Source organism: Candidatus Methanoperedens nitratireducens (genome assembly GCF_000685155.1).
Classification (GTDB): Archaea; Halobacteriota; Methanosarcinia; order Methanosarcinales; family Methanoperedenaceae; genus Methanoperedens; species Methanoperedens nitratireducens.
On the sequence record NZ_JMIY01000005.1, the window covers coordinates 23,784 to 45,019 of the forward strand.

Sequence of the window (21,236 nt, forward strand, 5' to 3'; positions counted from 1 at the left end):
TTACTTCCCCTTCAGTTTACTGAATTCTTCTTCCATGTTCTTTGTGACCGTGCCAAGTGCTCCGTCAAAATCCTTCTCGAATTTGATCTTTGCAAGTTCGTCTTTTGATTTTAATTTCATGATATCTTCGATAGGGGCTCCGGTTTCAAGTGCTGACTGGGCCCTGTTGCCCCATGTTGTGATGGCTTTTAGCAGCTTGTACTGTTTATCCATTGGACAGAATGTATCCACATCATGGTATGCATTCTGCTGCAGGAAGAATTCTCTTATCATCCTTGCGATCTCAAGCGTAAGTTGCTGGTCTTCAGGTAGTGCATCTGAGCCCACCAGTTGAACGATCTCCTGAAGCTCTGCCTCTTTTTGCAATAACTCCATCGCATCGTCCCTGAGCTTTGACCACTCAGTAGATACGCTCTCATTATACCAGTCTCCCAGTGCCTTTGTGTATAATGAATAACTGTTGAGCCAGTTTATTGCAGGGAAATGCCTTCTCTGGGCAAGTTTTGCATCAAGTGCCCAGAATACCTTGGCAATACGGAGCGTGTTCTGGGTAACAGGCTCTGAGAAGTCCCCGCCCGGAGGTGAGACTGCCCCTATGACCGTGATCGACCCCTCTCTTCCGCAGAGCGCCTTCACCTTACCTGCACGCTCATAGAACTCTGATAATCTTGCTGCAAGATAGGCAGGATATCCCTCCTCGCCAGGCATCTCCTCAAGCCGTGATGAGATCTCTCTCATTGCCTCTGCCCATCTTGAGGTCGAATCTGCCATCAGGGACACATCATACCCCATATCCCTGTAATACTCGGCAATAGTGATCCCTGTGTAAACAGAGGCTTCCCTTGCTGCCACAGGCATATTAGATGTATTCGCGATCAGCACCGTCCTCTCCATTAAAGGCCGACCGGTCTTTGGATCCTCAAGCTCAGGGAATTCGTTCAGGACATCTGCCATCTCGTTGCCGCGCTCACCGCACCCGATATATACCACTATCTCGGTATCGCTCCATTTTGCAAGCTGCTGCTGGGTAACTGTTTTTCCGCTTCCAAAGGGACCAGGGATTGCTGCTGTTCCTCCCTTTGCCACAGGGAAAAGACCGTCAAGTATCCTCTGGCCTGTAATCAGGGGTGTATTCGGCATTAATTTCTTATTCACAGGTCTTGGCTTTCTGACAGGCCACTTCTGCATCATCATGAGTTCTTTTCCATCGCCAAGTGTGCATATCACATCATCGACCTTGAATTTACCCTTCTTTATATCACTGACAGTGCCCGATACATTGGGGGGAACCATGATCCTGTGTTCGATGTTCTCTGTCTCCTGAACCGTTCCTATTACATCGCCCCCGTTCACTTTATCGCCTTTGCTTACCGTGGGTACAAAATCCCATTCTTTCTCACGCGAGAGACCATCTGCAAAGACGCCGCGTTTTATAAAATCGCCCATGCTGCCCTTTAAGACCGGAAGAGGACGCTGGATTCCATCATAGATACTCTCAAGCAATCCGGGCCCGAGCTCGACCGAGAGCGGCATACCCGTATTCTCAACAGGCTCACCAGGTCTTATACCGGATGTCTCTTCATAGACCTGTACAGTGGATTTGTCGCCTTCTATACCTATCACTTCACCCATCAATCCTTCATCTCCGACCTTGACCACATCGTACATTCTGGTACTTAAACCGCTTATGATGACAACTGGTCCTGATATTCTATAAATTTTACCTTTTGCTTTCATTTTGCAAGACACCTACTGTTTATTTTGATTAGCATATTATTTCCAGAGATCAACACCCACTGCCTGTTTTATCTTCTCCCTGAGGTTTGTGCTCTCGCCCTTTCCACCAATGGTTATCACCGTGGGCTCTACAGAGTCATCAAGTATTTTCTGCATCTGGGGAGACAATTTCCCCATATCATTATTATGAATCACAAGGATCCCGACAGTCCTGTCATTCAGTATGCCCTGGATCCTGGATTCGATGTTATCAGGCGTCGCATCATAGGTCTTCCTGATACCCGCAAGTCGAAACCCTAATACAAAATCGCTATTTCCTATAACTGCAATCTCCATCTACATCACCAGGTGGGCTTTAATTATCTCTTCTGGAAGAGACGTCTCTTTTCCGCGCACGATTATTCTAAGGTTATCCACCTCGATCTTCTTGCTCAATATATAGTCGAGAATAGGCAGAATCGAAAGCGGATAATAGTAGGATATGCGGGAGGCATACACAAGTCCGTATTTATCAAGACGGGGCTCAATATTCACAAGAGAGGTAAGATCACCGCTGACATCCGATATCGCATTCCAGTAAGAGTACTCCTCAAGAGCGCGTACGAATTCATTAAGTGGCATGGATGCAAGTCTTGTAAGGTCGCTATCCTTTAATTCCATGCCGCCCGGGATAAGAAGCTTGATTATGTCATCGCGCTCCATACCTGCCCGCTTCATCCTGAAGAGCATCTTCAGATTCTTGAGGTCGATCTCCGTTCGGAGGAATTTCAGGAATAACTTATTGCCTGTGGCTGACACAGCTTTAATGAGGTTTGTATAATACATTCTGTCAAGAGCGTTCTCGATCTGTGCCAGATCACCCTTGTATCCTTCAAGCGCAGGATAATAAGGTGTTCTGGCGAATGCTCCGATCACACCCTCAAGCGTACCGATCCTGACGATCTCGGACAGATCCCTGTACCTTAACTGGCCTCCTGAGACCACGTCCTCAAGGATCTCATCCTCGCTTGCGCCTGAGAATTTCCCTCTCAGGATGGTCTTTATATTCCAGATATCCCATAAGCGAAGATACTCTGTTATCAAAATGTTGGCTTCGTTCTGCGATACTTCTATTAATTTGCGGTATGTCAGTGCAAGGTTCTGGTTCAGAGCATGTTCAAAAAGGTCAGTACCACTATATTTTTTACTGAGTTCATCAACATCTTTTTTATACTCAGATTCACCGATAAAACGGGTTATCTCTGGTATCTCCATGTTGAGGAACTTGGGATACATCTCCCTGGGGATGAGCTTGCTTTTCATAGCCCGAACCCTGGCTACCATGTATGCGTATTTTGTACCGTCTGAGGCTGCCATATCTTTCTTTCACCTGAACAGGATATCAGAGACTTCCTTCAAGGAGCGTTCACTGGCATTTTTTAAGATCGTCTCGTACCGAAGATCCAGAAACTCTGTTCCAGCCTCGTTCTCTATAACAACGCCTCCGATACAGTCTATCTCACCCGCATAATTTAGCTTTGTAAGTTTTTGAACTGCGGATCTATCCTTTGCTCTTGAGTATATTTTGGTATTGCTATCTTCATTTTTAACTATAATCAGTTTAAGAAGCTTCTGGTTCCTCTCAGCCGGGAATTTATTGATGGTATCTTTTGCATTTGCATATACTTCATCAAGAAGCTCCTTGCGTGCGTTAAGCATCGCCCTTTTGACCTCAAGATTTGCGCTTGATAATTCCTGCTGCCTCATCCGGTCGATCTCTTTCCTGACAGCTTCCTGTCTTGCAGCTTTGATCCGAGCTGCCTGGGATTGGGCATCTGCAATAATCTTCGACGCTTCTTGATAAGTCTCTCCGCTGATCCTGTCAGCTTCTGCTTTGCCTTTGGCCCTGATCTCTTCAACTATCGCATCAAGTCCCATGTCTTTAGCCCTAGAACACGAACAATAATATCAATGATACTACCAGTCCGAATATGACGATAGATTCTGGGATTACAGTCATCAGCAAGCCCTTACCAAAGAACTTCTCGTCCTCTGCCATTGCGCCTACTGCTGCTGCTCCTATTGCCTGTTCTCCGAGGCCCGCGCCTATGCCTGCGAGTCCTACTGCCAATCCTGCTCCAACTGCTACCATTCCAGCTTGTGATGGATCTACCATTTTTTATTCCTCCGTATATTTTCTATTATATCCAAAGGGGATGTATTTTCTACCTCCACCTTCATAAAACTTAGTGAAGAATTCAACGTACTGAAGCCTCAATGAGTGAAGCCCAGGACCCAGAACTCCCAGTATCAGGTTTATTAAGTGCCCGATAAACAGAACTACTACACCCACAAGTGCAAGGCCGATCCCTCCTCCAAGCAATACATGATCGGGCTTTATGAACAAATCCATGGAGAGCGTGTTCACTGCAAGAGCTATCCCTGCTGAGGACAGACCTATTGCAAGAATCCTTGCGTATGACAGAACATTGCTTAAGAGTGTGGGTATCTCCATTATGGAAATAAATCCTTCACCTTTTATCAAAAGGATTATTCCTATCAGGGCAAGTCCCATTCCTGCCATAATAGCAGGGTCATTTAACCTGATCGATGACCCTGACATCAGGGACGGCATTAATTTAGCTATAGCAACAACGCCGCCGATCAATATCAACATCCAGCTTCCCTTCGCGTAAATCGCATGACCTAATCCATGCCCTATTGTAACATTGCGGAAGCCAATAATAAGTCCAAGAGAAATATGCAAAATACCAATTATTAAAGTTATCATAAGCAGCGACTGCACAGAATCGAACCTGTGAATGGGTAGATGAAGCCCTGCAATCGCGGGGGCAGCAATTCCAAGGATTCCCTCCTCTATGTGCCCTTTGATCTCTATATTGAAGAGCGGGAAGCCAAATAATTCCCCGTAGATAACACCGAGTATCACAGATAATACTGCTGAGAGCAACAGTATCGATGCAAGTGCATTGAGTCCTCCTGTTTTGAATTTATTTTTAATTACAAGAGCTAAACCTGCAAGGATAATACCGTACCCAACATCCCCCAGCATAATGGCATAAAACAGCGGAAATGTTATGAAGAGCATGACCGCAGGGTCTATCTCCCTATATTTGGGGGTTGCAAAGGTATTGATTAAGAGTTCAAATGGTTTTGCAGGCGTAGGATTCTCAAGCTCGATAGGTATCTCTTCTTCATTCACCTCTTCGAGTCTTGTTAGATATGCCTTTCCATTCGTACTCTCCTGTAATCTGGATTCTAATTCGTTGTATTTTTTTGATGGCACCCATCCATCTATAATAAACGCATTTGCACTCGTAGCAAACCTGAGCGGGGCTTCAGCCTTCTGGGTCTCTATCGAGAGGAATTCATCAGATGCCATTATAAAATCAGAATACTCTTTCTTGATGGTATCAAGTTCTGATCTTATGGAGGCATGATTCTCTTTAAGAGTAGAGACCTCGTTTGTGAGTTGGTCGAGTATAACCGGTGGGTTGCCTTTTAGCTCAGGCACCTTTAATTCAACATACGAGCGCTCATCCTGTAAGAGCTTCTGAATCTCATCCTCATATGTTTTTGGAATAAAGAGCGCAAATATCTTTCTTTTCTCGTACTCTCCTGTGAATAATTCATAATTATTTGTTATCTTCAAGAGCTTTGGTTCTATGTCATCTGAGATAAAACCAGTATATACTTTTATAGTCTCATAACCCTGATAGGCTTCTAAAGATAACGGAAGTCCGAAGAAGGGCTTAACAGCCGATATGAGGTCTTCTTTTTCTTTTATCTTGAATTCAATACCTCTTAGTTCATCAAAGCGTGATGAGACCTCTTTCTGAAGTTCTGTGATCTTCTCATCGATCCGGGAAGGTAATTCCTTTGAACTCTGCTTTGATGCAGGCTCTTTTCCTGTTATCCCGAGCTGGCTTGATATCGCCCGCAACGAGAGAAGATACTCCGAGAGCTTAGATGCTGGTTTCAGGGGCCTTCCTATCTTGAAATCCTCATTCTCCTCTGTATAGTCGGTTATATGCAGCATGTTCAAGCTGTGAAGCGTGGAAATGACTGGCTCAATTGTATCTTTCGTGCCTGCAATAACGACACGGGTCATTTTTGTTGGTTTAAGCATTCGCTGCCCTCTCGAATTCAGTTAAAATAAATTTTGTGGCATCTGGTATGTTCTTCTTTGATTTCATTTTGATCATTTCAGCTTCTTCAATGCCCTTCCTTATGATATTCTCTCTTTCCTCTTTAATGATCTTTCTTGCTTTACTTATCTCTGATTCGGCATATTCCCGGGCCTCCTCCTCAGCTTTTCTGATAATCTCTTTGGATTGCGCCAGAGCTTCAGAGATCTTTTTATTCCTCATCTCGTTTGCACTGGTAACTAAAGATTTCGCCTCCTCCTCGGCCCGCTTAATCTCAGATAAAATCTCATCTCGTGCCATTGAAATCCTCTAAATTCGAAGTAATAAGGTTCATTTTAAACCTCAAATATGGGAGCAACTACTTAAATTATTCGGTTTCAGGCAGGTTTTTTTGTTACGCGCAGCACGATTCTTAATGAAAAATCATTTTATTTCGTTGTATTAGAATTTATTTCCTCTATCCCCCAGCCCAGAAAATCCTTGATGATGATATACGCCATCTCAGGAGGGATTGTCCCTATCTCAGTGCAGATCAGGTCAATATACTCACGAGGGGTCACATCAAAAACCGGGTTTCTCACCCTGATGTTTTGAAATTCATTCAGTCTCTCAATGCTGATCACCTCACTGCTATCCCGCTCCTCTATTTCAACAAGCTCACCCAGTATTGTTCTGGGGCTGAACTTATAGGTCTCAGCAGCTATAATCACATTCGTTCCGACCTCATTGGCGGCCAGTGCAAGCTGGGAAGTCCCTATCTTGTTGATAACAGATCCATTAACCGCTACTGCATCTGCCCCCATGACCACAAGATCAACCTCCTTCATGAAAAAGCGCACAGCAGAATCCACGATAAATGATGTATTTATCCCGAGTTCATCAAGCCGTTTGATGGTCAGGTATCCCTGGCACCTTGGCCTTGACTCGGTGGCGATTACGTTGATCTCCTTGCCCTGTGCATGCGCTGTTGCCATTATGGAGATGGCTGCAGATGAATTACAGTGCGTCATTATAGTATCGCCATCGCGCACTCGCTTTGATCCCATCTCCCCGATCCTCCTGACCGCGTTCTTTGAATTTGTGATAAACTCATCCGCAAGTGCTTTAATATTCACCCTGGCCTCATCTACTGTATCTCCTCTGTACCGCATCACCCACCTCACCGCATTGGGCAGGGATACAGCAGTGGGGCGCGTGTTTATAAGCAGATCTGCGGCGTATCTCATCTTCTCATTAAAATCATCCAGGTCATCTGACACAACGCGAGCAGCATAATCTCGAAGCTCTGCCGCCGCAGCCCGCGCTATCCTGCCAGCGCCCCGTATTTCCATTGATCTTATCTTCTGTGCAGTTTCTAAAAGCTCTCTCATTCCCTATTGCCCCTCCAGTATACGGTATATTAACCTCATATTAACATGGTTTTCAATAAATCCTGACAATTCTTCTATGCTATCGCCGTGCTTCCCGCATGTATAGGTTATACCTCTGCGCTTATATAGATAGCCAAGGAATGAGTTTCTTATATTCTCGTTCTCGAACAGCCCGTGAAGATATGTTCCAATAACAAGTCCATTCTCGCTCACGCATCCATCATCCTCAAAGGCAGGTTCTCCACCTTCTGTCCTGCCCATATGGATCTCGTATCCCCGTACTTTTTCGCCTCTTATCGGTCCGAGGATACAGCCATCTCCTGTAACCAGCTTTTCTGCCTGCCTGGTCTGCTTCTTATAATCAAGAAAGCGTGTGGAGACATCAAGAAGTCCCAGACCCTTTATCGAGACTGCGCCACATGTCCCTTCAATTCCGCTGTCCGTTATCTCCTTACCGAGCATCTGGTAGCCACCGCATATCCCTATGATCGGTATCCCTTTTTTCATTTCTGCTATTATTTTTTTATCCATTCCTTTTGACCGAAGCTCCTCCAGGTCATCCACGGTATTTTTTGTACCAGGGAGTATAATCGCATCAGGCTCACCAGGATCACCTGCTGGCTCGATGTATCTGATATCAGCATACCTCTCAAGGGGTTCAAGATCAGTGAAGTTGGATATATGGGGCAATCGTATTACTGCTATCCTGACAGGATGGTTGTTAGGGACCCTGTCCTGTATTGAGACCGAATCTTCGGATGGGATTTTTATATCCATGTACGGGATTACCCCAAGAACAGGAAGTCCTGTGAGCTCTTCAAGCTGTTTTATCCCTGGCTCAAGCAGTCCCATATCCCCACGGAATTTGTTTATTATTAGTCCAAAGACACGGCATCTTATATCCTCTGGCAGCAGTTGCAGTGTGCCGTATATACTTGCGAACACGCCCCCGCGTTCAATGTCCCCGATGAGTATTATGTGGGGCGAGACCGCCCTTGCGATCCCGATATTCACTATGTCGCGATGGTAGAGGTTTATCTCTGCTGCCCCGCCTGCTCCCTCTATTATGATCACATCGTGCTCTGATGCAAGCCGCTTATATGCGCCTGCGGCGATCGACATCATCTCATCGGTTGAGTCATAGTAATCGCCTGCTCTTTTGTCCTTGTAAGGCCTTCCCAGGATGATTATCTGCGAGATATTATTGCCTTTAGGCTTTAATAACACGGGGTTCATGTCAGCAGTGGGCTCAATCCCTGCTGCTTTTGCCTGGATTGCCTGTGCTATCCCTATCTCTTCACCAGAGCGGGTGATCCATGAGTTAAGGCTCATATTCTGTGCCTTGAATGGAGCTACGCTGTACCTTTTTGAAAGGCTCCTGCAAAGAGCTGTCACCAGTACACTTTTCCCGACATGGGAGCTTGTTCCTATTACCATAAGATTTTTTGCCATTAATGCTCCCGCTTTATCCATCTCCTGCAGGCAACACACACACCTGCCAGAAGTATAAATGTTAAAGCACCTGTACCTATGCTGTCTGAGATATAACCGTATGCGCTCATCCATTCTGTGCTATACTCTTCAAAGCCGTAGTTAAACGTCCATGTTAATTCATTCATCCTGCTTATCCTGAGACCTGCATCCACAAATGCCATCTGGTTATAGAATGGATAGAAGAGCACCACCCCGCCATCAAACATATCCATAAAGACATGAGATGCGGTATATACTGCACCAATATTGAACATGGTTCTTTTTTCTTTTAGCAACAGGCCAAAAAGAAGCAGGATCAGAGGAATAAAGATATTATGCAGCAGTGCCCTGTGAAGGGTCAGGAAAGTATCAAGATCAGGAATGACTGCCAGGGGTAAGAGCAGAAGGATATATCTATGATCCTCCTTCTTGCTCACTATTAACAGGGCAAGTAGAGGAACAATTAAATGTATCGCCCAATTTGGCATCTATCTCTTATTCTATTCTATCTACCCTGGTTACACGCAGTAATGCATTGACCGGCACACCCTGGATATCATCTATACCCTTCTTATCGATCAGTACCGCTATAGCTACAGGTTTTGCTTTCATCCCCTCAAGTACTGTGACTGCTTCTGTAAGAGTTGCGCCTGATGTGACCACGTCATCGATCAGAACGCAGTTCTTTCCCTCTACCTGTGCAAAGTTCTGGCTGATAGTACCTCTTATTTCTTTTGATTCAGGCTCCCAGTGCTGTTTATTCGGGTGATATGTGGAAAATTCGCATCCAAGTTCATCGGCTACCAGGTTGGCAAGCGGTATTCCGCTCAGGGCAACACCGACGACTACATCCACACCCTGCCCTACCCGATCAAGGCACTCAAAGATCATGTCTGCCAGTGCACCTGCTATAAGCCTCTGCCTGTTTGAGCTTCGGCCTATATTGCTCCAGTCGATGTAGATATCCTTTGGTGCCTGCGTTGTATCTCTCTTTTTTGCATGAACCAGAAGCCATGTTGCAGTCTCACGGGAGATATTCAATTCATCCGCAATCTGTCCTGTAGAAAGTCCACCAGTCTGAAGTTCAACAGCTTTTTGAGTTAGTTCATCGATCGTTTTCATAAGAATCACCGGGATAGCAATACTACTTTTTCTTTGTATATAATAGGTTGTCTTGTTAGGTGAGAAGCATAACATACTTAAACAGGCCGGCATATCCTGTTCGTGTATGCGAGAATTCATCCTCTATTCCAGAACTGGAAGAACAGATTCAAGATTCAGAAGCCTGAGGGAAGCCGGGAGACTGGATGTGGTTTACCAGTGCATACTGATGTCGCTTTTTACCTCTCATGCGATCCGCAGGGATGTTACCTTCCATGCGATCCTGGGAGGATCGCCATCTCCACCACTTGAACTTGTGGTGAATGGTAAGACGCTAAGAGATATTCATCTCGACGAACGTACATGGGAGGACATTCTCAGAAAAGTTCTCTCAGGCAAAACACATCCAGGGATAAGCATTAAAAAGAACAGCCTGCAGCAATTAGTAAAGGATAAGAACAACATCTTCGTTCTCGAGGAATCTGGTGAGAGTATAAAGACCATTGATCTCGGCGCAGACCCTGTGTTTGTACTGGGTGACCAGATCGGTCTCCCGAAGAAGGATGAGGAGTTCGTGCTCAGGTATGGTAAAAAAGTCTCAATCGGAGGAAGGGCGTACCTGGCTTCTGCATGCATCTGTATAATCAACTACATCCTCGATCAAAGAGAGGTATTTTAGAATTCATTATTACCTCATTTCCTCTCCATTTCATCGCTGATAATATTTCCATCTTTGAGAGTAATTACTCTATCCACATACTTTGTATGCCATTGCTCATGAGTAACCATTACAATTGTTTGACCATATTTCTCGTTTAGTTCTTTGAACACCTCCAGTACCTGCCTGGAGTTAGTAGTGTCAAGATTTGCACATGGTTCATCAGCAAAGAGTATGTCTGGCTTTTTTGCTATGGCTCTTGCTATAGCCACTCTTTGCTTTTCTCCACCAGATAACTCATCGGGAACCCTGGCATGCTTATCCTTCAGGCCGACTTTATCCAGTGCTTCAAGAGCAATGTCATAAGAGTCTTTTTTTGATTTTCCTTCCATCATGGAAAGCACGTAAACATTTTCAGCAGCGCTCATCTCATTAATAAGTGCATAATCCTGGAAGACATAACCCACCTTGGTCAGACGATAGTAGCTTCTCTCGGATTCAGGCAAGCTGGAAACTTCTAATCCCTGAATAGTGTATTCTCCTTCTGTTGCGTCGTCTAATAATGCAAGTATCCTTAACAGAGTGGTTTTCCCGCTTCCAGATGCGCCCATTATTGCCACGATCTCTCCTTTATTAATTTCAAAGGTAACTCCATTGAGGGCTTTTACAATGGTCGCTCCTGTTCCATAATACCTTTTTAGATTTTTTACTATGATCATTTTATCGTCCCCATATTGCTTTCAGGATGCTTTCTCTTGAAACCATCCAGGCGGGCAATATCCCTGCTATCACAGACATTACAAGCATGGTGAATATGTTCTGGACAACCAGCAAATAATCTATTTCAGGCCTGATTTCCATGGTTTCATACATTACAAAAGGATTTGCCTGGAAATAGCCCATAAGTAAAAAATACAAAATTAATCCTGCAAGTATTCCTGATGAAACATAAAACATGCTCAGGAATGCATAAGACAATACAATCGATCCTGGAGTGATACCCACGGCCTTCAAAATCCCTATCTCTTTTTTTCTATTGAGGATATTAATGTAAATGATGATCAGGATCAGCGCAGCTCCCACAACCAAGCTGACGAACTTAGACATAACATCTATTGCTCCAATGCTTTGCATTGCCTGTCTTAATAGTGATTCTGATTTCTCTGCCCATGTAAAAGCAGGTTCCTTGACGCCTGCGCTGATAATTTTCTCCTTAACATTGTCTTCCGTCCCTTGCTTATCTATTCTTACAACCACACTTGTAGCCTTGCTGCCTTCAAGACCAAAAACATCTTCGATCTCTTTGTAATGAACCAGAGCATTAAGATCTACAAGTTCAAATGTCCCTTCCATGATCCCTTTGACTTTATATGTCCTTTTTACACCATTGCTGTATGTTACATCTACAAGTGAACCTGCTCTTACTTCTCCCAGATTATCATAAATTTCTGAGCCAAACCCCGTGCCTGCAATCATTGCACCAATGATTATTTCATCTCTTGAAAGCTCTCCTAAGAAATCGCCATCAATGATAATATAAGGATATCTTGATATGTCATACTCTTCAGTTGGTAATACTCCGGTTATAGTTGATCCTACAACTTTTGATTTATGCTCAATGGACGCTCCAGCATCCAGACGTTTGGTTGCAGCTCTAACACCATTGACCGCTCTAACTTTCTGCAATACATTATCAGCATTGTTAATGTAGGTGTTGTCCCTGCCGGGCTCAATAACAATATCTCCGTAAGGATAGTCCTGCATAAAACCTGTAAACAGAACAGAAAGTCCCCCAATCATCGATGGCAGGAACACCAGATTCATAAAAATAAGGGAGAGAACAAACACTATGAATGCCAGTGTTTTTTTGTTCCCTCTTCTTATACTGCTATATGCAATGAGGGCTCCTACTTTGATGTCATTTATCATTTTGGAATCCTATCATTATTTTTTCTTTTCAGTAGAGTCGCCTTTCATTAATTGCCTTATGATTTTGTCTTTTGATTTCTTTGTTTTGTAGTTGTAATATACTAATCCTCCGATAACTGCCAGGACAAGCAGAACTACCACTGCTCTTCCTGCTCCCCCATCAGTTTCTAAAATGATAAGATTGACTCTGGTTTTGATTTGCTCTTCTCCAAAGTCATCGATATAAGTTATTGTTATTGGAAACTCGAATTCTCCTGTTTGATCTGCGATGAAAGTAACCACTGCAGGTCCGTCTTCGTTTGGATCAAGTGTTCCAATAAATGATTCTTTCAGCCCTTTGAAAGGATGGTCTGTATACACTCTGATTGAATTTACCGTTCTCTCACCAGAGTTCTCAACTCTCATTGTTAATTCTACTGTATCACCCATGTATGGAAGAACTGGATCGACTTTTACGGATGCAATATTTAGACTGCCTTTTTTATCAAGCACAGTTAGTTTAATCTCGTATTCATCTTTTTGCCTGCCGAAATCATCTTCATACTCAATGAAAACGGGTATTTTAAATTCTCCGGCTTTGCTTGCCTTAAACTTGAACAATGCAGTTTGACTGCCATTAATATTAACTGTTCCAAGCGTAGTATCCTTAATACCCATAAACTCATGACCAAGACTGACCACTACTGATTTTGCTATTGCTTTACCATAATTTTCTATGCCCAGCCTTAGATCAACTGAATCTCCTTCATAAATATATTCAGGAACAGTTTTAACAGAAGAAATTCTTGGTTCAGCATCTTCACCGATCACTATCACTTCAACTTCGTAATGCTTCGTTGTACTGATATCTTTGCCATAGGTCAGCTCCATCTTGATAACATGAGGGCCAGGATTTGCATCCGGGGTTGTTCTCATGTGATATCTGACATATCTCTCACTTGTGCTATAATATAATTTAGGAATCCTGGTGACCAGGTCTTCTGTAACGATGATATCCGGAGGGATACTGGTGATTGCAAAGGTTACATCTTCAGGAATTGCGCCTCCGCAGACCTCAAGATTGATGCCCAGGGTGAATTCATCACCAATTCTGACTGAACTGGGGTTTATTCCCTGCACCACTGCTGTAACACATTCTTCAGGTACAAATCCTGCTTCTGCATCTGGAAGTCCGGTTAATATTATCGCAAGAACGAATATGAACATGCATGCTTGTGTTATACTCTTATTCATTTTGTATTCACCTCTTTTTGAACCTTTTCTGTGATTTCAGCTAGATTTTTCAAGAATTAATGCAAATTTCAAAAATATATAGTATTGCTATAAGCTTAGAATGGCTATAAGCTTAGAATGCGGTTGGTCAAGCCCCTGAGGCTTTTATACTTACTTAAAAATCGGAGCATGATAACGGGCATGGATGCAGTGAACTACCATCCAACAAGTTGGATGGCTTCCTGCTTCATCGTGTCCCTGCTAAGACATATTTCCGTGGATTCGCTCGTATTCTTTTCTAAAGTATTATTTCTATGTCAAGCTCTTCTGCCAGTTCCTTGTACCTGTTACGGATCGTCACTTCAGTGATACCCGCTACCTCAGCAACCTCACGCTGCGTTCTTCTATCGCCGCACAGGATTGAAGCGATATATATCGCCGCTGCGGCCACACCTGTTGGGCCTCTTCCGCTTGTGAGTTCCTTCTCTGAGGCCTGCCTGAGTATCTCAACAGCCTTTGACTGTACCTCTCCGCGCAGGTTCAATCCTGAGCAGAAACGCGGTACGTAATCGATGGGTGATGTGGGTATCAGTTTCAGGCCAAGTTCTCTTGAGATAAACCTGTATGTTCTTCCAATTTCCTTTCTGCTCACTCTTGAGACTTCACCTATCTCATCCAGCGTTCTTGGTACATTGCACTGCCTGCATGCGGCATATAATGCAGCGGCAGCTACACCCTCGATGCTTCGCCCTCTGATCAGGTTCTTCTCAACAGCTTTGCGATACACGACAGCGGCGGTTTCCCTTACGTTCCTTGATAACCCAAGCGCTGATGCCATTCTGTCAAGTTCAGAAAGAGCAAATGCCAGGTTTCTCTCTGTCGCATTACTTACACGTATGCGGCGCTGCCATTTTCTCAGGCGATAGAGCTGTGCTCTGCTCTTTGATGAGATTGATTTACCGTATGAGTCACGGTTTCGCCAGTCTATCATTGTAGATAGTCCTTTATCATGGATAGTATAGGTCATGGGAGCACCGACGCGTGAGCGCTTCATCCTCTGGTCGTGATCAAAGGCCCTCCACTCAGGTCCCTGGTCTATAAAGTCAGCATCAACAACAAGTCCACACTCGTTACAGACCAGTTCAGCCCGTTCATAATCGTGGACAAGTGTATGACTTCCGCACTCTGGACACTCCACAGTAGCTTTCTCAAACTGGCCCAGTTTCTGTTTCTCTTTTCTTGCTCGAATACTTTCCTTTATTTTTTCGCGTTCTGTCTTCTCAACTTCTCTAACTTTCTCAACTTCTGTCATTTATGAACCATCCTTGTAAATTATTGCAAATAGACTCTTTCGTTCCTCAGAGCCATGATTTCAGAGGCTGTAATCTCTTTGAACATCTTGATGGAAATATAGGGAGCATCTACCGGACCGAAAAGTTCCTTTACCTTCCCGATCTTCTTCATTTTTTTTGTGAATACTACTGAACTCTGACGTAGATCGCCCAGTTTAATGGTTTTATCAGCACGTACTATCAGCAAATTATCCACGGTATGAAGAATAGCTCCCAGTCTTTTCAAATTTCGACCTCTAAAAAGATATTTAATAATTAATGTACTAATGACATATATACTTTTCGTAAGGGTTTTATTAAATAGCTCTTATTAGACTTAAAGGTTGCGAGAGAGTTGCATCTCTTGCACCCTTCTCATCCAGGCCAGCTCCCATAGCAATCTTTAATGCAAGCTCATCTGTGATCAGATCATGCGGTGAATGAGAATCTGTATTTACAACCAGACCTGAGCCTGCTTTTTCTGCGATCCTGACCACATGGCCGTTGGTTCGATTGTGCCCGTTACGTGAGGTTATCTCAAGGTATACATCATTCTCCCTTGCAAGTTCGGCATCCTCCACAGTAATAAAACCTGGATGTGCCAGGATATCAACATCAAGTGTTACAGCGGCATGATTGGTGCCCGGTGGAACCGGTTCGACAGTTGTCTCGCCATGTACAACCACTATCTCAGCCCCCAGGTCTCTTGCCCTCTTAACAAGTGTGGGCAATCTTCGTGGCGGAACATGGGTTAACTCCACTCCTGTAAAGACTCTGATGTTATAATCCTCCTCCATAAGTTTTATGTTACTCATACATGATAAAATATGCTCTATATTCGTAAAATCAGCATGATCGGTTATTGCGATTGCTGTATAACCCTGCATAACAGCACGGCGCACAAGTTCACTCGGGAGCAGCTCTCCATCGCTAAAGATGGAATGCGTATGAAGGTCTATCACTTCTGCCCCCGTGTTTTGTTTATCCTCTGCGCAATCTGTTTTACTGTAATGGATTTTGGGCCTTTTTTATCAACCAGCACTCTTCCGCCTGTAGTCCACCATGATTTGGGGTAGGCCTTATCTGTTTCGACTACAGGGCCAAGATTCAATTCCGCAGCAGCTTTTTCAATCTCCTTCAGGGTGGGTGATTTTATAGATTCCTTCATGGGAAGAATCCTGCCTTCCGCTCTTGATTTAGTGGCATCAAGATACACCGGCCAGATGATAAGTTTGTTTTTATCTTTTAACATTATATCCATGTTTACCTTTTAGAACTAATAATACTTTCCAAAATCAGACCACGATATTCAAAAGGTTGAAGATTTTATAGACAACAAAGCCACCGAACGTGGTTACAGGGATTGTTAAAATCCATGCAGCAACAATATTGCGTGCAAAACCCCAGCGAACACTGGTCATGCGTTTTGCCGCACCTACCCCCATTATTGAGCCAGCGATAACATGCGTGGTACTTACCGGGATCCCGATGAATGCGGTCAGTACAAGAAGCAATCCTCCACCCGATTCTGCACTGAACCCATCCACGGGCCTTAATTTTGTTAGCCTCATACCCATGGATCTTATGACCTTCCATCCGCCTATTAAAGTTCCAAGTGCGATCGATGCATGCGCTGATAGAATTACCCATGCGGGAATGGCCGCGTCTGGATCCATATAACCCACAGAGATCAACAATGCAGTGATAATGCCTGCTGTCTTCAGGGCATCATTAGAGCCATGGCCAAGCGAATACCAGCTCACAGAGACCAATTGAAGTTTTCCGAATACCTTATTAATGGCGGATGGCCGATACCTTCGGACCGATCGGAATAATCCAATAGCAAATATATTTGAGAATATAAAGCCTATAATCGGGGCGAGTACAAGAAATCCTATAATTAGAATTATTCCTCCTGAAATAAGCACTTTAAAACCACCGGCTGCAATACCTGCGCCTATAAAACCTCCTATCAGCGTATGGCTCATCGAGATGGGCATGCCAAAATTCGTCATAAACATACCCCAGAAAATGGATGCGACCAGCCCTGCCAGGATCAATGTCGGTGTAACGATAGAAACATCAACGATCCCCTTTCCCACCAATTTTGCCACTGCCTGCGGCATAATTAAAAAGGCGATGAAATTCATTAGCGCAGCTAAACCTACGGCTTTTATCGGTGTCAGTACCCTTGTTGATACTATGGTCGCCACGGAGTTTGCCGCATCGTTCCAGCCGTTCACAAAATCATAGAACAATGCTATGATTATTATCAAAATGACCGTTATACTCAGAGCCTCAACCATTTATTACCTATCCTATAAAATCCAAAAATACCGCCTTAGCTATTTTTAACGACTATATCGCTGATAACGTTTGCAGCATCCTCGCATTTGTCCGTTGCAAACTCAAGGCGCTCATACACCTCTTTCAGTTTCATAATCTCAATGGCATCCGTTCGTTTAAAAAGTTCTGCAACAGACATCTTATAGATATCATCTGCAATATTCTCAAGTCTGTTGACCTCAATACACTTTTTTTCTATTTCCTTCGGGTTCTTGATGTTACGTAAACTGGAAATTGCATTATCCAGTTCAGTGGTCTGCCTGACAAGCACCTCGGCCAGCTTTATCATGTTCTCTTCAGGTTTTTTGATATCGTACAGAACAAGGCGAGTTGCAGTGCCGTCGATATAATCCAGAACATCATCAAATGCCGAGGCAAGTGCAGATATATCCTCATGATCGATTGGAGTTATGAAGGCTTTATTTAGCTCTTCAAAGATCTCATGAACAAAATCATCTCCCTGGTGCTCGATATCTTTTATGGTCTGCTGTTTTTCTCTTATGTTCTCATAATTTTTAAGCATTTCAAGGAAAGCAATTGAGCCATCTAGTACGTTTTTTGATTCATTCTCCAGCATATTAAAAAAGTGTTTATCCCGGGGAAGAATCCATTCTTTAAATCCCATGTTTTTCAATCTCCGTTGCTCTAATGTTCTAATCAGGTTACAGTAACTTCTGGTTTTTATGTCTTTCTGTTTTTTTGTCAAACTATAATTAATAATTAATTTAATTCCACCCTCTCGCCTGCTGCCATGAAAACCGTACTTTCGCATAGATTATTTGCATGGTCCCCTATCCGCTCAAGATATCTCGCCACGAACGTGAGATGTGAGGCGTTAGTTATTTTCTTCGGGTCTTCTATCATATAAGTTATAAGTTCGCGCCTTATCTGGTCAAAGAGGGCATCTACTTCATCATCCCTCCTAGCGATTCTTCGTGCAAGCTCAGCATCACAGGTCTCAAAAGCTCTCATCGCGCCTTCGATCATCTCCTGGCATATGCTGGACATCCTTGGTATATCCACAAGCGGCTTGATATGGGGCTCTCTTGCAGTAGCCTTTGTTATCACTGCTATCTCAAGGGCAAGATCCCCTATTCTCTCAAGGTCGATGATAATTCTGAGCACAGCGGCTATCATCCTAAGATCCCTGGCCATGGGCTGCTGGAGGGCAAGCAGGGCAAGACAGGAATCCTCTATCTGATGCTCCAGGGAATCAATATCTTTATCCATTGCTATTACCTTCTCAGCAAGCTTGACATTTCGTTCTTTTAATGCTACTACAGAATCCCTTACCGCTATCTTTGCGAGTTCTCCCATTCTCAGTGTGCCATCCTTTACTTTATTTAATTCCCTGTGATACTGCTCTCTGGCCATTATCCAAACCTCCCTGTTATATAATCCTCAGTGCTTTTTTCCCTGGGCTTTTTGAATATCTGTTTGGTATCACCGAATTCTATCATTTCACCCATCAAGAAAAATGCAGTAGAATCAGAGACCCTTGCTGCCTGCTGCATATTATGCGTCACAATAACGATTGTATATTTTTCCTTAAGATCGATCATTAGATCCTCTATCTTGCTCGCAGAAATAGGATCTAAAGCTGAGCATGGTTCATCAAACAGGATAATCTCAGGTCCCACGGCCAATGCTCTGGCTATGCAGAGGCGCTGCTGCTGTCCACCGCTTAATTCCATGGCATTATCATTGAGCCTGTCCTTGACTTCATTCCAGAGCGCCGCTTTTTTGAGGCTGGATTCTACAATTGAATCGAGTTCTCTCTTATTTATCCCGTGTATCCTCGGCCCGTAGGCTATATTCTCGTATATGCTTTTGGGGAACGGGTTTGGCTTCTGAAAGACCATACCAATCTTTTTTCGAAGCGCTACAGGATCTGTATCCTTTATATCTTTGCCGCGGATCAGGATCTCGCCCTCGGTACTGAAACCATCTATCAGATCGTTCATCCTGTTAAGGCAGCGTATGAATGTGGATTTTCCGCAGCCACTGGGGCCTATTATTGCCGTTATTTTGTTGTTCTCCACGGTCATGTCAATGTTCTTCAAAGCATGAGTTTTTCCGTACCATGCGTTCAAGTTAGTTGTATGTATGGCTTCTGTCATTTAATTACCACTTAATGTACCTCTGGTATTTATTCCGTATGATTATGGCAGCAGCATTCATGGCAAGGAGCAGTGCAAGGAGCACTAGAATCCCTGCTGCTGCAAGGAACTGGAATTCTGCTTTTGGTCTTGATGCCCAGTTGAATATCTGTATGGGCAGTGCTGTAAACGGATCAAATGGACCTGCAGGAGTGAAGGCTATGAATGTGAGGGCGCCGATCATGATCAGCGGGGCAGCTTCGCCCATGGCTCTTGATAGGGAAAGGATATTGCCTGTGAGTATTCCTGGCAATGCGGCAGGAAGCACATGGTGTCTTACGGTCTGCCATTTTGTAGAACCAAGAGCATATGAGGCCTCGCGTATGGATTTAGGCACTGCTCTAATTGCTTCCTGGCTTGAAATAATAATTATTGGCAGGATAAGGAGTGCCATTGTGAGTGCACCAGCCAGCAGGCTTCTTCCAAGCATTAATCCCCTGACAAACAGGGCAAGACCAAGAATGCCGTAAACAATGCTGGGTACACCTGCAAGATTGGAGATATTGATCTCTATTATCCTTGTAAGCCACGTTCTCCTTGCATACTCTTCAAGGTAAATTGCAGCGCCTACACCAAGAGGTATTGAGATTATGGCCGTGAGAATCATAAGCCAGATAGAGCCCCAGAGAGCTGATTTTATCCCTGCCTGCTCAGGAAAACGCGACGGAAAGCTGTTAAGGAATTTCAAGCTGAGCCAGCCTGCGCCTTTATCCCATGCATCCCACATGAGCAGGGCTAAGAGCATAAGGGCAATTACCGTGGCTGCCATGCAGAGATATTTAAAGGCCTCTCCTTTAATATACCTCATGAGTACACCTCCCTGTACCTCTCTTTTATCCACATGCTTACAATGTTCATGAGCAGCGTCATTATAAAAAGTACCATTCCGACAGCGAATATGGTTTGATATTCTATACTGCCGTGGGGCGTATCTCCCAGGCTCACCTGGACTATGTAAGCGGTCATGGTCTGGATGCTCTCAAAGAAATTCAGCGTCATCTTGGGTGTAGCACCTGCGGCTAAGGTGACAGCCATAGTCTCGCCTACTGCTCTTGATATGGCAAGTACAAAAGAGGCAAGGATGCCAGAGAGTGCAGCCGGGACTACAATCTTTGTGGATACATCAAACCGGGTTGAACCTAAAGCATACGCACCTTCGCGCAGGCTTCGCGGCACCGAACGCATGGCATCCTCACTTAAGCTTGAGACCATTGGCAGTATCATTATGCCTACTACAATGGAAGCAGATGCGGCATTGAATATATTGGCATCAGGTATGAACTCACGAATGAGCGGGGTTATGAAGCTTATAGCAAAGTAACCATACACAACCGTGGGTATGCCAGCCAGGATCTCAAGCACAGGTTTCACTGTCTGGCGAACTTTTGCACTGGCATATTCGCTGAGGTATACGGAGCTGGCTATGCCTAAAGGAATAGCAATTACCGCAGCACCTGCCGCAATCATAATAGTGCCGTTTATCAGAGGAAGCACGCCGAAATGCTGGGGGCGGTACGTGGGTGCCCAGGTTGTACCTGTGAGAAACTCAAGTATAGGGACTTCTTCAAAAAAGGATAAGGTCTCAAAAATGAGAACAAGCACGATCCCTATGGTGGTTAAAACCGAGACAAGGGCGCAGAGAAAGAGAGCTTTCTCGATGGCAAGTTCCCTGATTCTCTGCATCCTCAGTCTATCTAACTTTATACTGTGAAAAAATTCAGAGAGATATGGTATATGACCCCTCTGTATCCTCAGTCTATCCAACTTTATAC

25 protein-coding genes are annotated in these 21,236 nt (G+C 44.1%); 1 reads left to right on the top strand and 24 read right to left on the bottom strand.

What is annotated here, in order from left to right:
- From ANME2D_RS09910 to ANME2D_RS09960, 11 genes are all read right to left on the bottom strand, one after another.
- A complete protein-coding gene (locus tag ANME2D_RS09910; RefSeq protein WP_048091233.1) occupies positions 1–1,737 on the bottom strand; it encodes an ATP synthase subunit A in 1,737 nt (578 codons plus the stop codon).
- Positions 1,738–1,773: 36 nt separating this feature from the next.
- Positions 1,774–2,073 (bottom strand): V-type ATP synthase subunit F, encoded by a 300-nt coding sequence (locus ANME2D_RS09915; protein ID WP_048091235.1) that lies wholly within the window; start codon positions 2,071–2,073, stop codon positions 1,774–1,776.
- Positions 2,074–3,093, bottom strand: coding sequence for a V-type ATP synthase subunit C (locus ANME2D_RS09920; protein ID WP_048091237.1), 1,020 nt, complete (start codon positions 3,091–3,093; stop codon positions 2,074–2,076).
- A 9-nt stretch (positions 3,094–3,102) separates the two neighbouring features.
- On the bottom strand, positions 3,103–3,654 hold the full coding sequence (locus ANME2D_RS09925; protein ID WP_048091239.1) for a V-type ATP synthase subunit E: 552 nt from the start codon (positions 3,652–3,654) through the stop codon (positions 3,103–3,105).
- Between the two features lie 10 nt (positions 3,655–3,664).
- The gene (locus tag ANME2D_RS17660; protein WP_048091241.1) at positions 3,665–3,892 is read right to left on the bottom strand and encodes an ATPase; all 228 of its coding nucleotides are present in this window, start codon (positions 3,890–3,892) and stop codon (positions 3,665–3,667) included.
- A 3-nt stretch (positions 3,893–3,895) separates the two neighbouring features.
- On the bottom strand, positions 3,896–5,866 hold the full coding sequence (locus tag ANME2D_RS09935) for a V-type ATP synthase subunit I (protein ID WP_048091243.1): 1,971 nt from the start codon (positions 5,864–5,866) through the stop codon (positions 3,896–3,898).
- Positions 5,859–6,185, bottom strand: coding sequence for an ATP synthase archaeal subunit H (gene ahaH, locus ANME2D_RS09940; RefSeq protein ID WP_048091245.1), 327 nt, complete (start codon positions 6,183–6,185; stop codon positions 5,859–5,861). Before ahaH ends, ANME2D_RS09935 begins: the two co-directional genes overlap by 8 nt.
- A 128-nt stretch (positions 6,186–6,313) precedes the next feature.
- Complete coding sequence (locus ANME2D_RS09945; protein ID WP_048091247.1) at positions 6,314–7,255, bottom strand: ribose 1,5-bisphosphate isomerase; 942 nt, start codon at positions 7,253–7,255, stop codon at positions 6,314–6,316.
- 3 nt (positions 7,256–7,258) lie between these two features.
- Entirely contained in the window at positions 7,259–8,707 is a 1,449-nt protein-coding gene (locus ANME2D_RS09950; RefSeq protein WP_048091818.1) for a cobyric acid synthase, read from the bottom strand.
- Positions 8,707–9,165 carry a hypothetical protein gene (locus ANME2D_RS09955; protein ID WP_157834059.1) on the bottom strand — a complete coding sequence of 153 codons (459 nt, stop codon included), beginning with the start codon at positions 9,163–9,165 and terminating at the stop codon, positions 8,707–8,709. Before ANME2D_RS09955 ends, ANME2D_RS09950 begins: the two co-directional genes overlap by 1 nt.
- 58 nt (positions 9,166–9,223) lie before the next feature.
- Positions 9,224–9,850 (bottom strand): orotate phosphoribosyltransferase-like protein, encoded by a 627-nt coding sequence (locus tag ANME2D_RS09960; RefSeq protein ID WP_048091251.1) that lies wholly within the window; start codon positions 9,848–9,850, stop codon positions 9,224–9,226.
- 106 nt (positions 9,851–9,956) lie between these two features.
- Here ANME2D_RS09960 and trmY point away from each other — a divergent pair, with 106 nt between their 5' ends.
- A complete protein-coding gene (gene trmY / locus ANME2D_RS09965; protein WP_048091253.1) occupies positions 9,957–10,508 on the top strand; it encodes a tRNA (pseudouridine(54)-N(1))-methyltransferase TrmY in 552 nt (183 codons plus the stop codon).
- A gap of 14 nt (positions 10,509–10,522) precedes the next feature.
- On the opposite strand, the gene ANME2D_RS09970 is transcribed toward trmY, so the two are convergent.
- From ANME2D_RS09970 to pstC, 13 genes are all read right to left on the bottom strand, one after another.
- Complete coding sequence (locus ANME2D_RS09970) at positions 10,523–11,206, bottom strand: ABC transporter ATP-binding protein (protein ID WP_048091254.1); 684 nt, start codon at positions 11,204–11,206, stop codon at positions 10,523–10,525.
- A 1-nt stretch (position 11,207) separates the two neighbouring features.
- Complete coding sequence (locus tag ANME2D_RS09975; RefSeq protein ID WP_048091256.1) at positions 11,208–12,416, bottom strand: ABC transporter permease; 1,209 nt, start codon at positions 12,414–12,416, stop codon at positions 11,208–11,210.
- Between the two features lie 15 nt (positions 12,417–12,431).
- A complete protein-coding gene (locus ANME2D_RS09980; RefSeq protein WP_048091258.1) occupies positions 12,432–13,649 on the bottom strand; it encodes a COG1361 S-layer family protein in 1,218 nt (405 codons plus the stop codon).
- Positions 13,650–13,926: 277 nt separating this feature from the next.
- On the bottom strand, positions 13,927–14,940 hold the full coding sequence (locus ANME2D_RS09985; RefSeq protein ID WP_048091260.1) for a transcription initiation factor IIB: 1,014 nt from the start codon (positions 14,938–14,940) through the stop codon (positions 13,927–13,929).
- Between the two features lie 20 nt (positions 14,941–14,960).
- Positions 14,961–15,206 (bottom strand): Gar1/Naf1 family protein, encoded by a 246-nt coding sequence (locus tag ANME2D_RS09990; RefSeq protein WP_048091262.1) that lies wholly within the window; start codon positions 15,204–15,206, stop codon positions 14,961–14,963.
- A 70-nt stretch (positions 15,207–15,276) separates the two neighbouring features.
- Positions 15,277–15,921: a histidinol phosphate phosphatase domain-containing protein gene (locus tag ANME2D_RS09995; RefSeq protein WP_048091264.1), complete on the bottom strand. Its 645-nt coding sequence runs from the start codon at positions 15,919–15,921 to the stop codon at positions 15,277–15,279.
- A complete protein-coding gene (locus ANME2D_RS10000) occupies positions 15,918–16,211 on the bottom strand; it encodes a signal recognition particle protein Srp19 (protein ID WP_048091824.1) in 294 nt (97 codons plus the stop codon). The genes ANME2D_RS09995 and ANME2D_RS10000 overlap by 4 nt, the downstream gene beginning before the upstream one ends.
- Positions 16,212–16,254: 43 nt before the next feature.
- The gene (locus tag ANME2D_RS10005) at positions 16,255–17,265 is read right to left on the bottom strand and encodes an inorganic phosphate transporter (RefSeq protein ID WP_048091266.1); all 1,011 of its coding nucleotides are present in this window, start codon (positions 17,263–17,265) and stop codon (positions 16,255–16,257) included.
- A 35-nt stretch (positions 17,266–17,300) separates the two neighbouring features.
- Entirely contained in the window at positions 17,301–17,930 is a 630-nt protein-coding gene (locus ANME2D_RS10010) for a DUF47 domain-containing protein (RefSeq protein ID WP_048091268.1), read from the bottom strand.
- A 95-nt stretch (positions 17,931–18,025) separates the two neighbouring features.
- Positions 18,026–18,679, bottom strand: coding sequence for a phosphate signaling complex protein PhoU (phoU, locus tag ANME2D_RS10015; protein ID WP_048091270.1), 654 nt, complete (start codon positions 18,677–18,679; stop codon positions 18,026–18,028).
- Complete coding sequence (gene pstB / locus ANME2D_RS10020) at positions 18,679–19,425, bottom strand: phosphate ABC transporter ATP-binding protein PstB (protein ID WP_048091272.1); 747 nt, start codon at positions 19,423–19,425, stop codon at positions 18,679–18,681. Before pstB ends, phoU begins: the two co-directional genes overlap by 1 nt.
- A 4-nt stretch (positions 19,426–19,429) precedes the next feature.
- Positions 19,430–20,272, bottom strand: a complete 843-nt coding sequence (pstA, locus tag ANME2D_RS10025; RefSeq protein ID WP_048091275.1) for a phosphate ABC transporter permease PstA — start codon at positions 20,270–20,272, stop codon at positions 19,430–19,432.
- Entirely contained in the window at positions 20,269–21,228 is a 960-nt protein-coding gene (pstC, locus tag ANME2D_RS10030; RefSeq protein WP_241763354.1) for a phosphate ABC transporter permease subunit PstC, read from the bottom strand. Before pstC ends, pstA begins: the two co-directional genes overlap by 4 nt.
- Between the last annotated feature and the right edge of the window lie 8 nt (positions 21,229–21,236).

Coding starts and splice junctions, on each gene's coding strand:
- ANME2D_RS09950 (WP_048091818.1), bottom strand. CDS start 8,707: ATGGCAAAAAATCTTATGGTAATAGGAACAAGCTCCCATGTCGGGAAA.
- ANME2D_RS09985 (WP_048091260.1), bottom strand. CDS start 14,940: ATGACAGAAGTTGAGAAAGTTAGAGAAGTTGAGAAGACAGAACGCGAA.
- trmY (WP_048091253.1), top strand. CDS start 9,957: ATGCGAGAATTCATCCTCTATTCCAGAACTGGAAGAACAGATTCAAGA.
- ANME2D_RS09925 (WP_048091239.1), bottom strand. CDS start 3,654: ATGGGACTTGATGCGATAGTTGAAGAGATCAGGGCCAAAGGCAAAGCA.
- ANME2D_RS09935 (WP_048091243.1), bottom strand. CDS start 5,866: ATGCTTAAACCAACAAAAATGACCCGTGTCGTTATTGCAGGCACGAAA.
- ANME2D_RS09980 (WP_048091258.1), bottom strand. CDS start 13,649: ATGAATAAGAGTATAACACAAGCATGCATGTTCATATTCGTTCTTGCG.
- phoU (WP_048091270.1), bottom strand. CDS start 18,679: ATGGCCAGAGAGCAGTATCACAGGGAATTAAATAAAGTAAAGGATGGC.
- ANME2D_RS09960 (WP_048091251.1), bottom strand. CDS start 9,850: ATGAAAACGATCGATGAACTAACTCAAAAAGCTGTTGAACTTCAGACT.
- ANME2D_RS09920 (WP_048091237.1), bottom strand. CDS start 3,093: ATGGCAGCCTCAGACGGTACAAAATACGCATACATGGTAGCCAGGGTT.
- ANME2D_RS09975 (WP_048091256.1), bottom strand. CDS start 12,416: ATGATAAATGACATCAAAGTAGGAGCCCTCATTGCATATAGCAGTATA.
- pstA (WP_048091275.1), bottom strand. CDS start 20,272: ATGAGGTATATTAAAGGAGAGGCCTTTAAATATCTCTGCATGGCAGCC.
- ANME2D_RS09915 (WP_048091235.1), bottom strand. CDS start 2,073: ATGGAGATTGCAGTTATAGGAAATAGCGATTTTGTATTAGGGTTTCGA.
- ANME2D_RS10005 (WP_048091266.1), bottom strand. CDS start 17,265: ATGGTTGAGGCTCTGAGTATAACGGTCATTTTGATAATAATCATAGCA.
- ANME2D_RS09970 (WP_048091254.1), bottom strand. CDS start 11,206: ATGATCATAGTAAAAAATCTAAAAAGGTATTATGGAACAGGAGCGACC.
- ahaH (WP_048091245.1), bottom strand. CDS start 6,185: ATGGCACGAGATGAGATTTTATCTGAGATTAAGCGGGCCGAGGAGGAG.
- ANME2D_RS09945 (WP_048091247.1), bottom strand. CDS start 7,255: ATGAGAGAGCTTTTAGAAACTGCACAGAAGATAAGATCAATGGAAATA.
- ANME2D_RS10000 (WP_048091824.1), bottom strand. CDS start 16,211: ATGTTAAAAGATAAAAACAAACTTATCATCTGGCCGGTGTATCTTGAT.
- ANME2D_RS10010 (WP_048091268.1), bottom strand. CDS start 17,930: ATGGGATTTAAAGAATGGATTCTTCCCCGGGATAAACACTTTTTTAAT.
- ANME2D_RS09910 (WP_048091233.1), bottom strand. CDS start 1,737: ATGAAAGCAAAAGGTAAAATTTATAGAATATCAGGACCAGTTGTCATC.
- pstB (WP_048091272.1), bottom strand. CDS start 19,425: ATGACAGAAGCCATACATACAACTAACTTGAACGCATGGTACGGAAAA.
- ANME2D_RS17660 (WP_048091241.1), bottom strand. CDS start 3,892: ATGGTAGATCCATCACAAGCTGGAATGGTAGCAGTTGGAGCAGGATTG.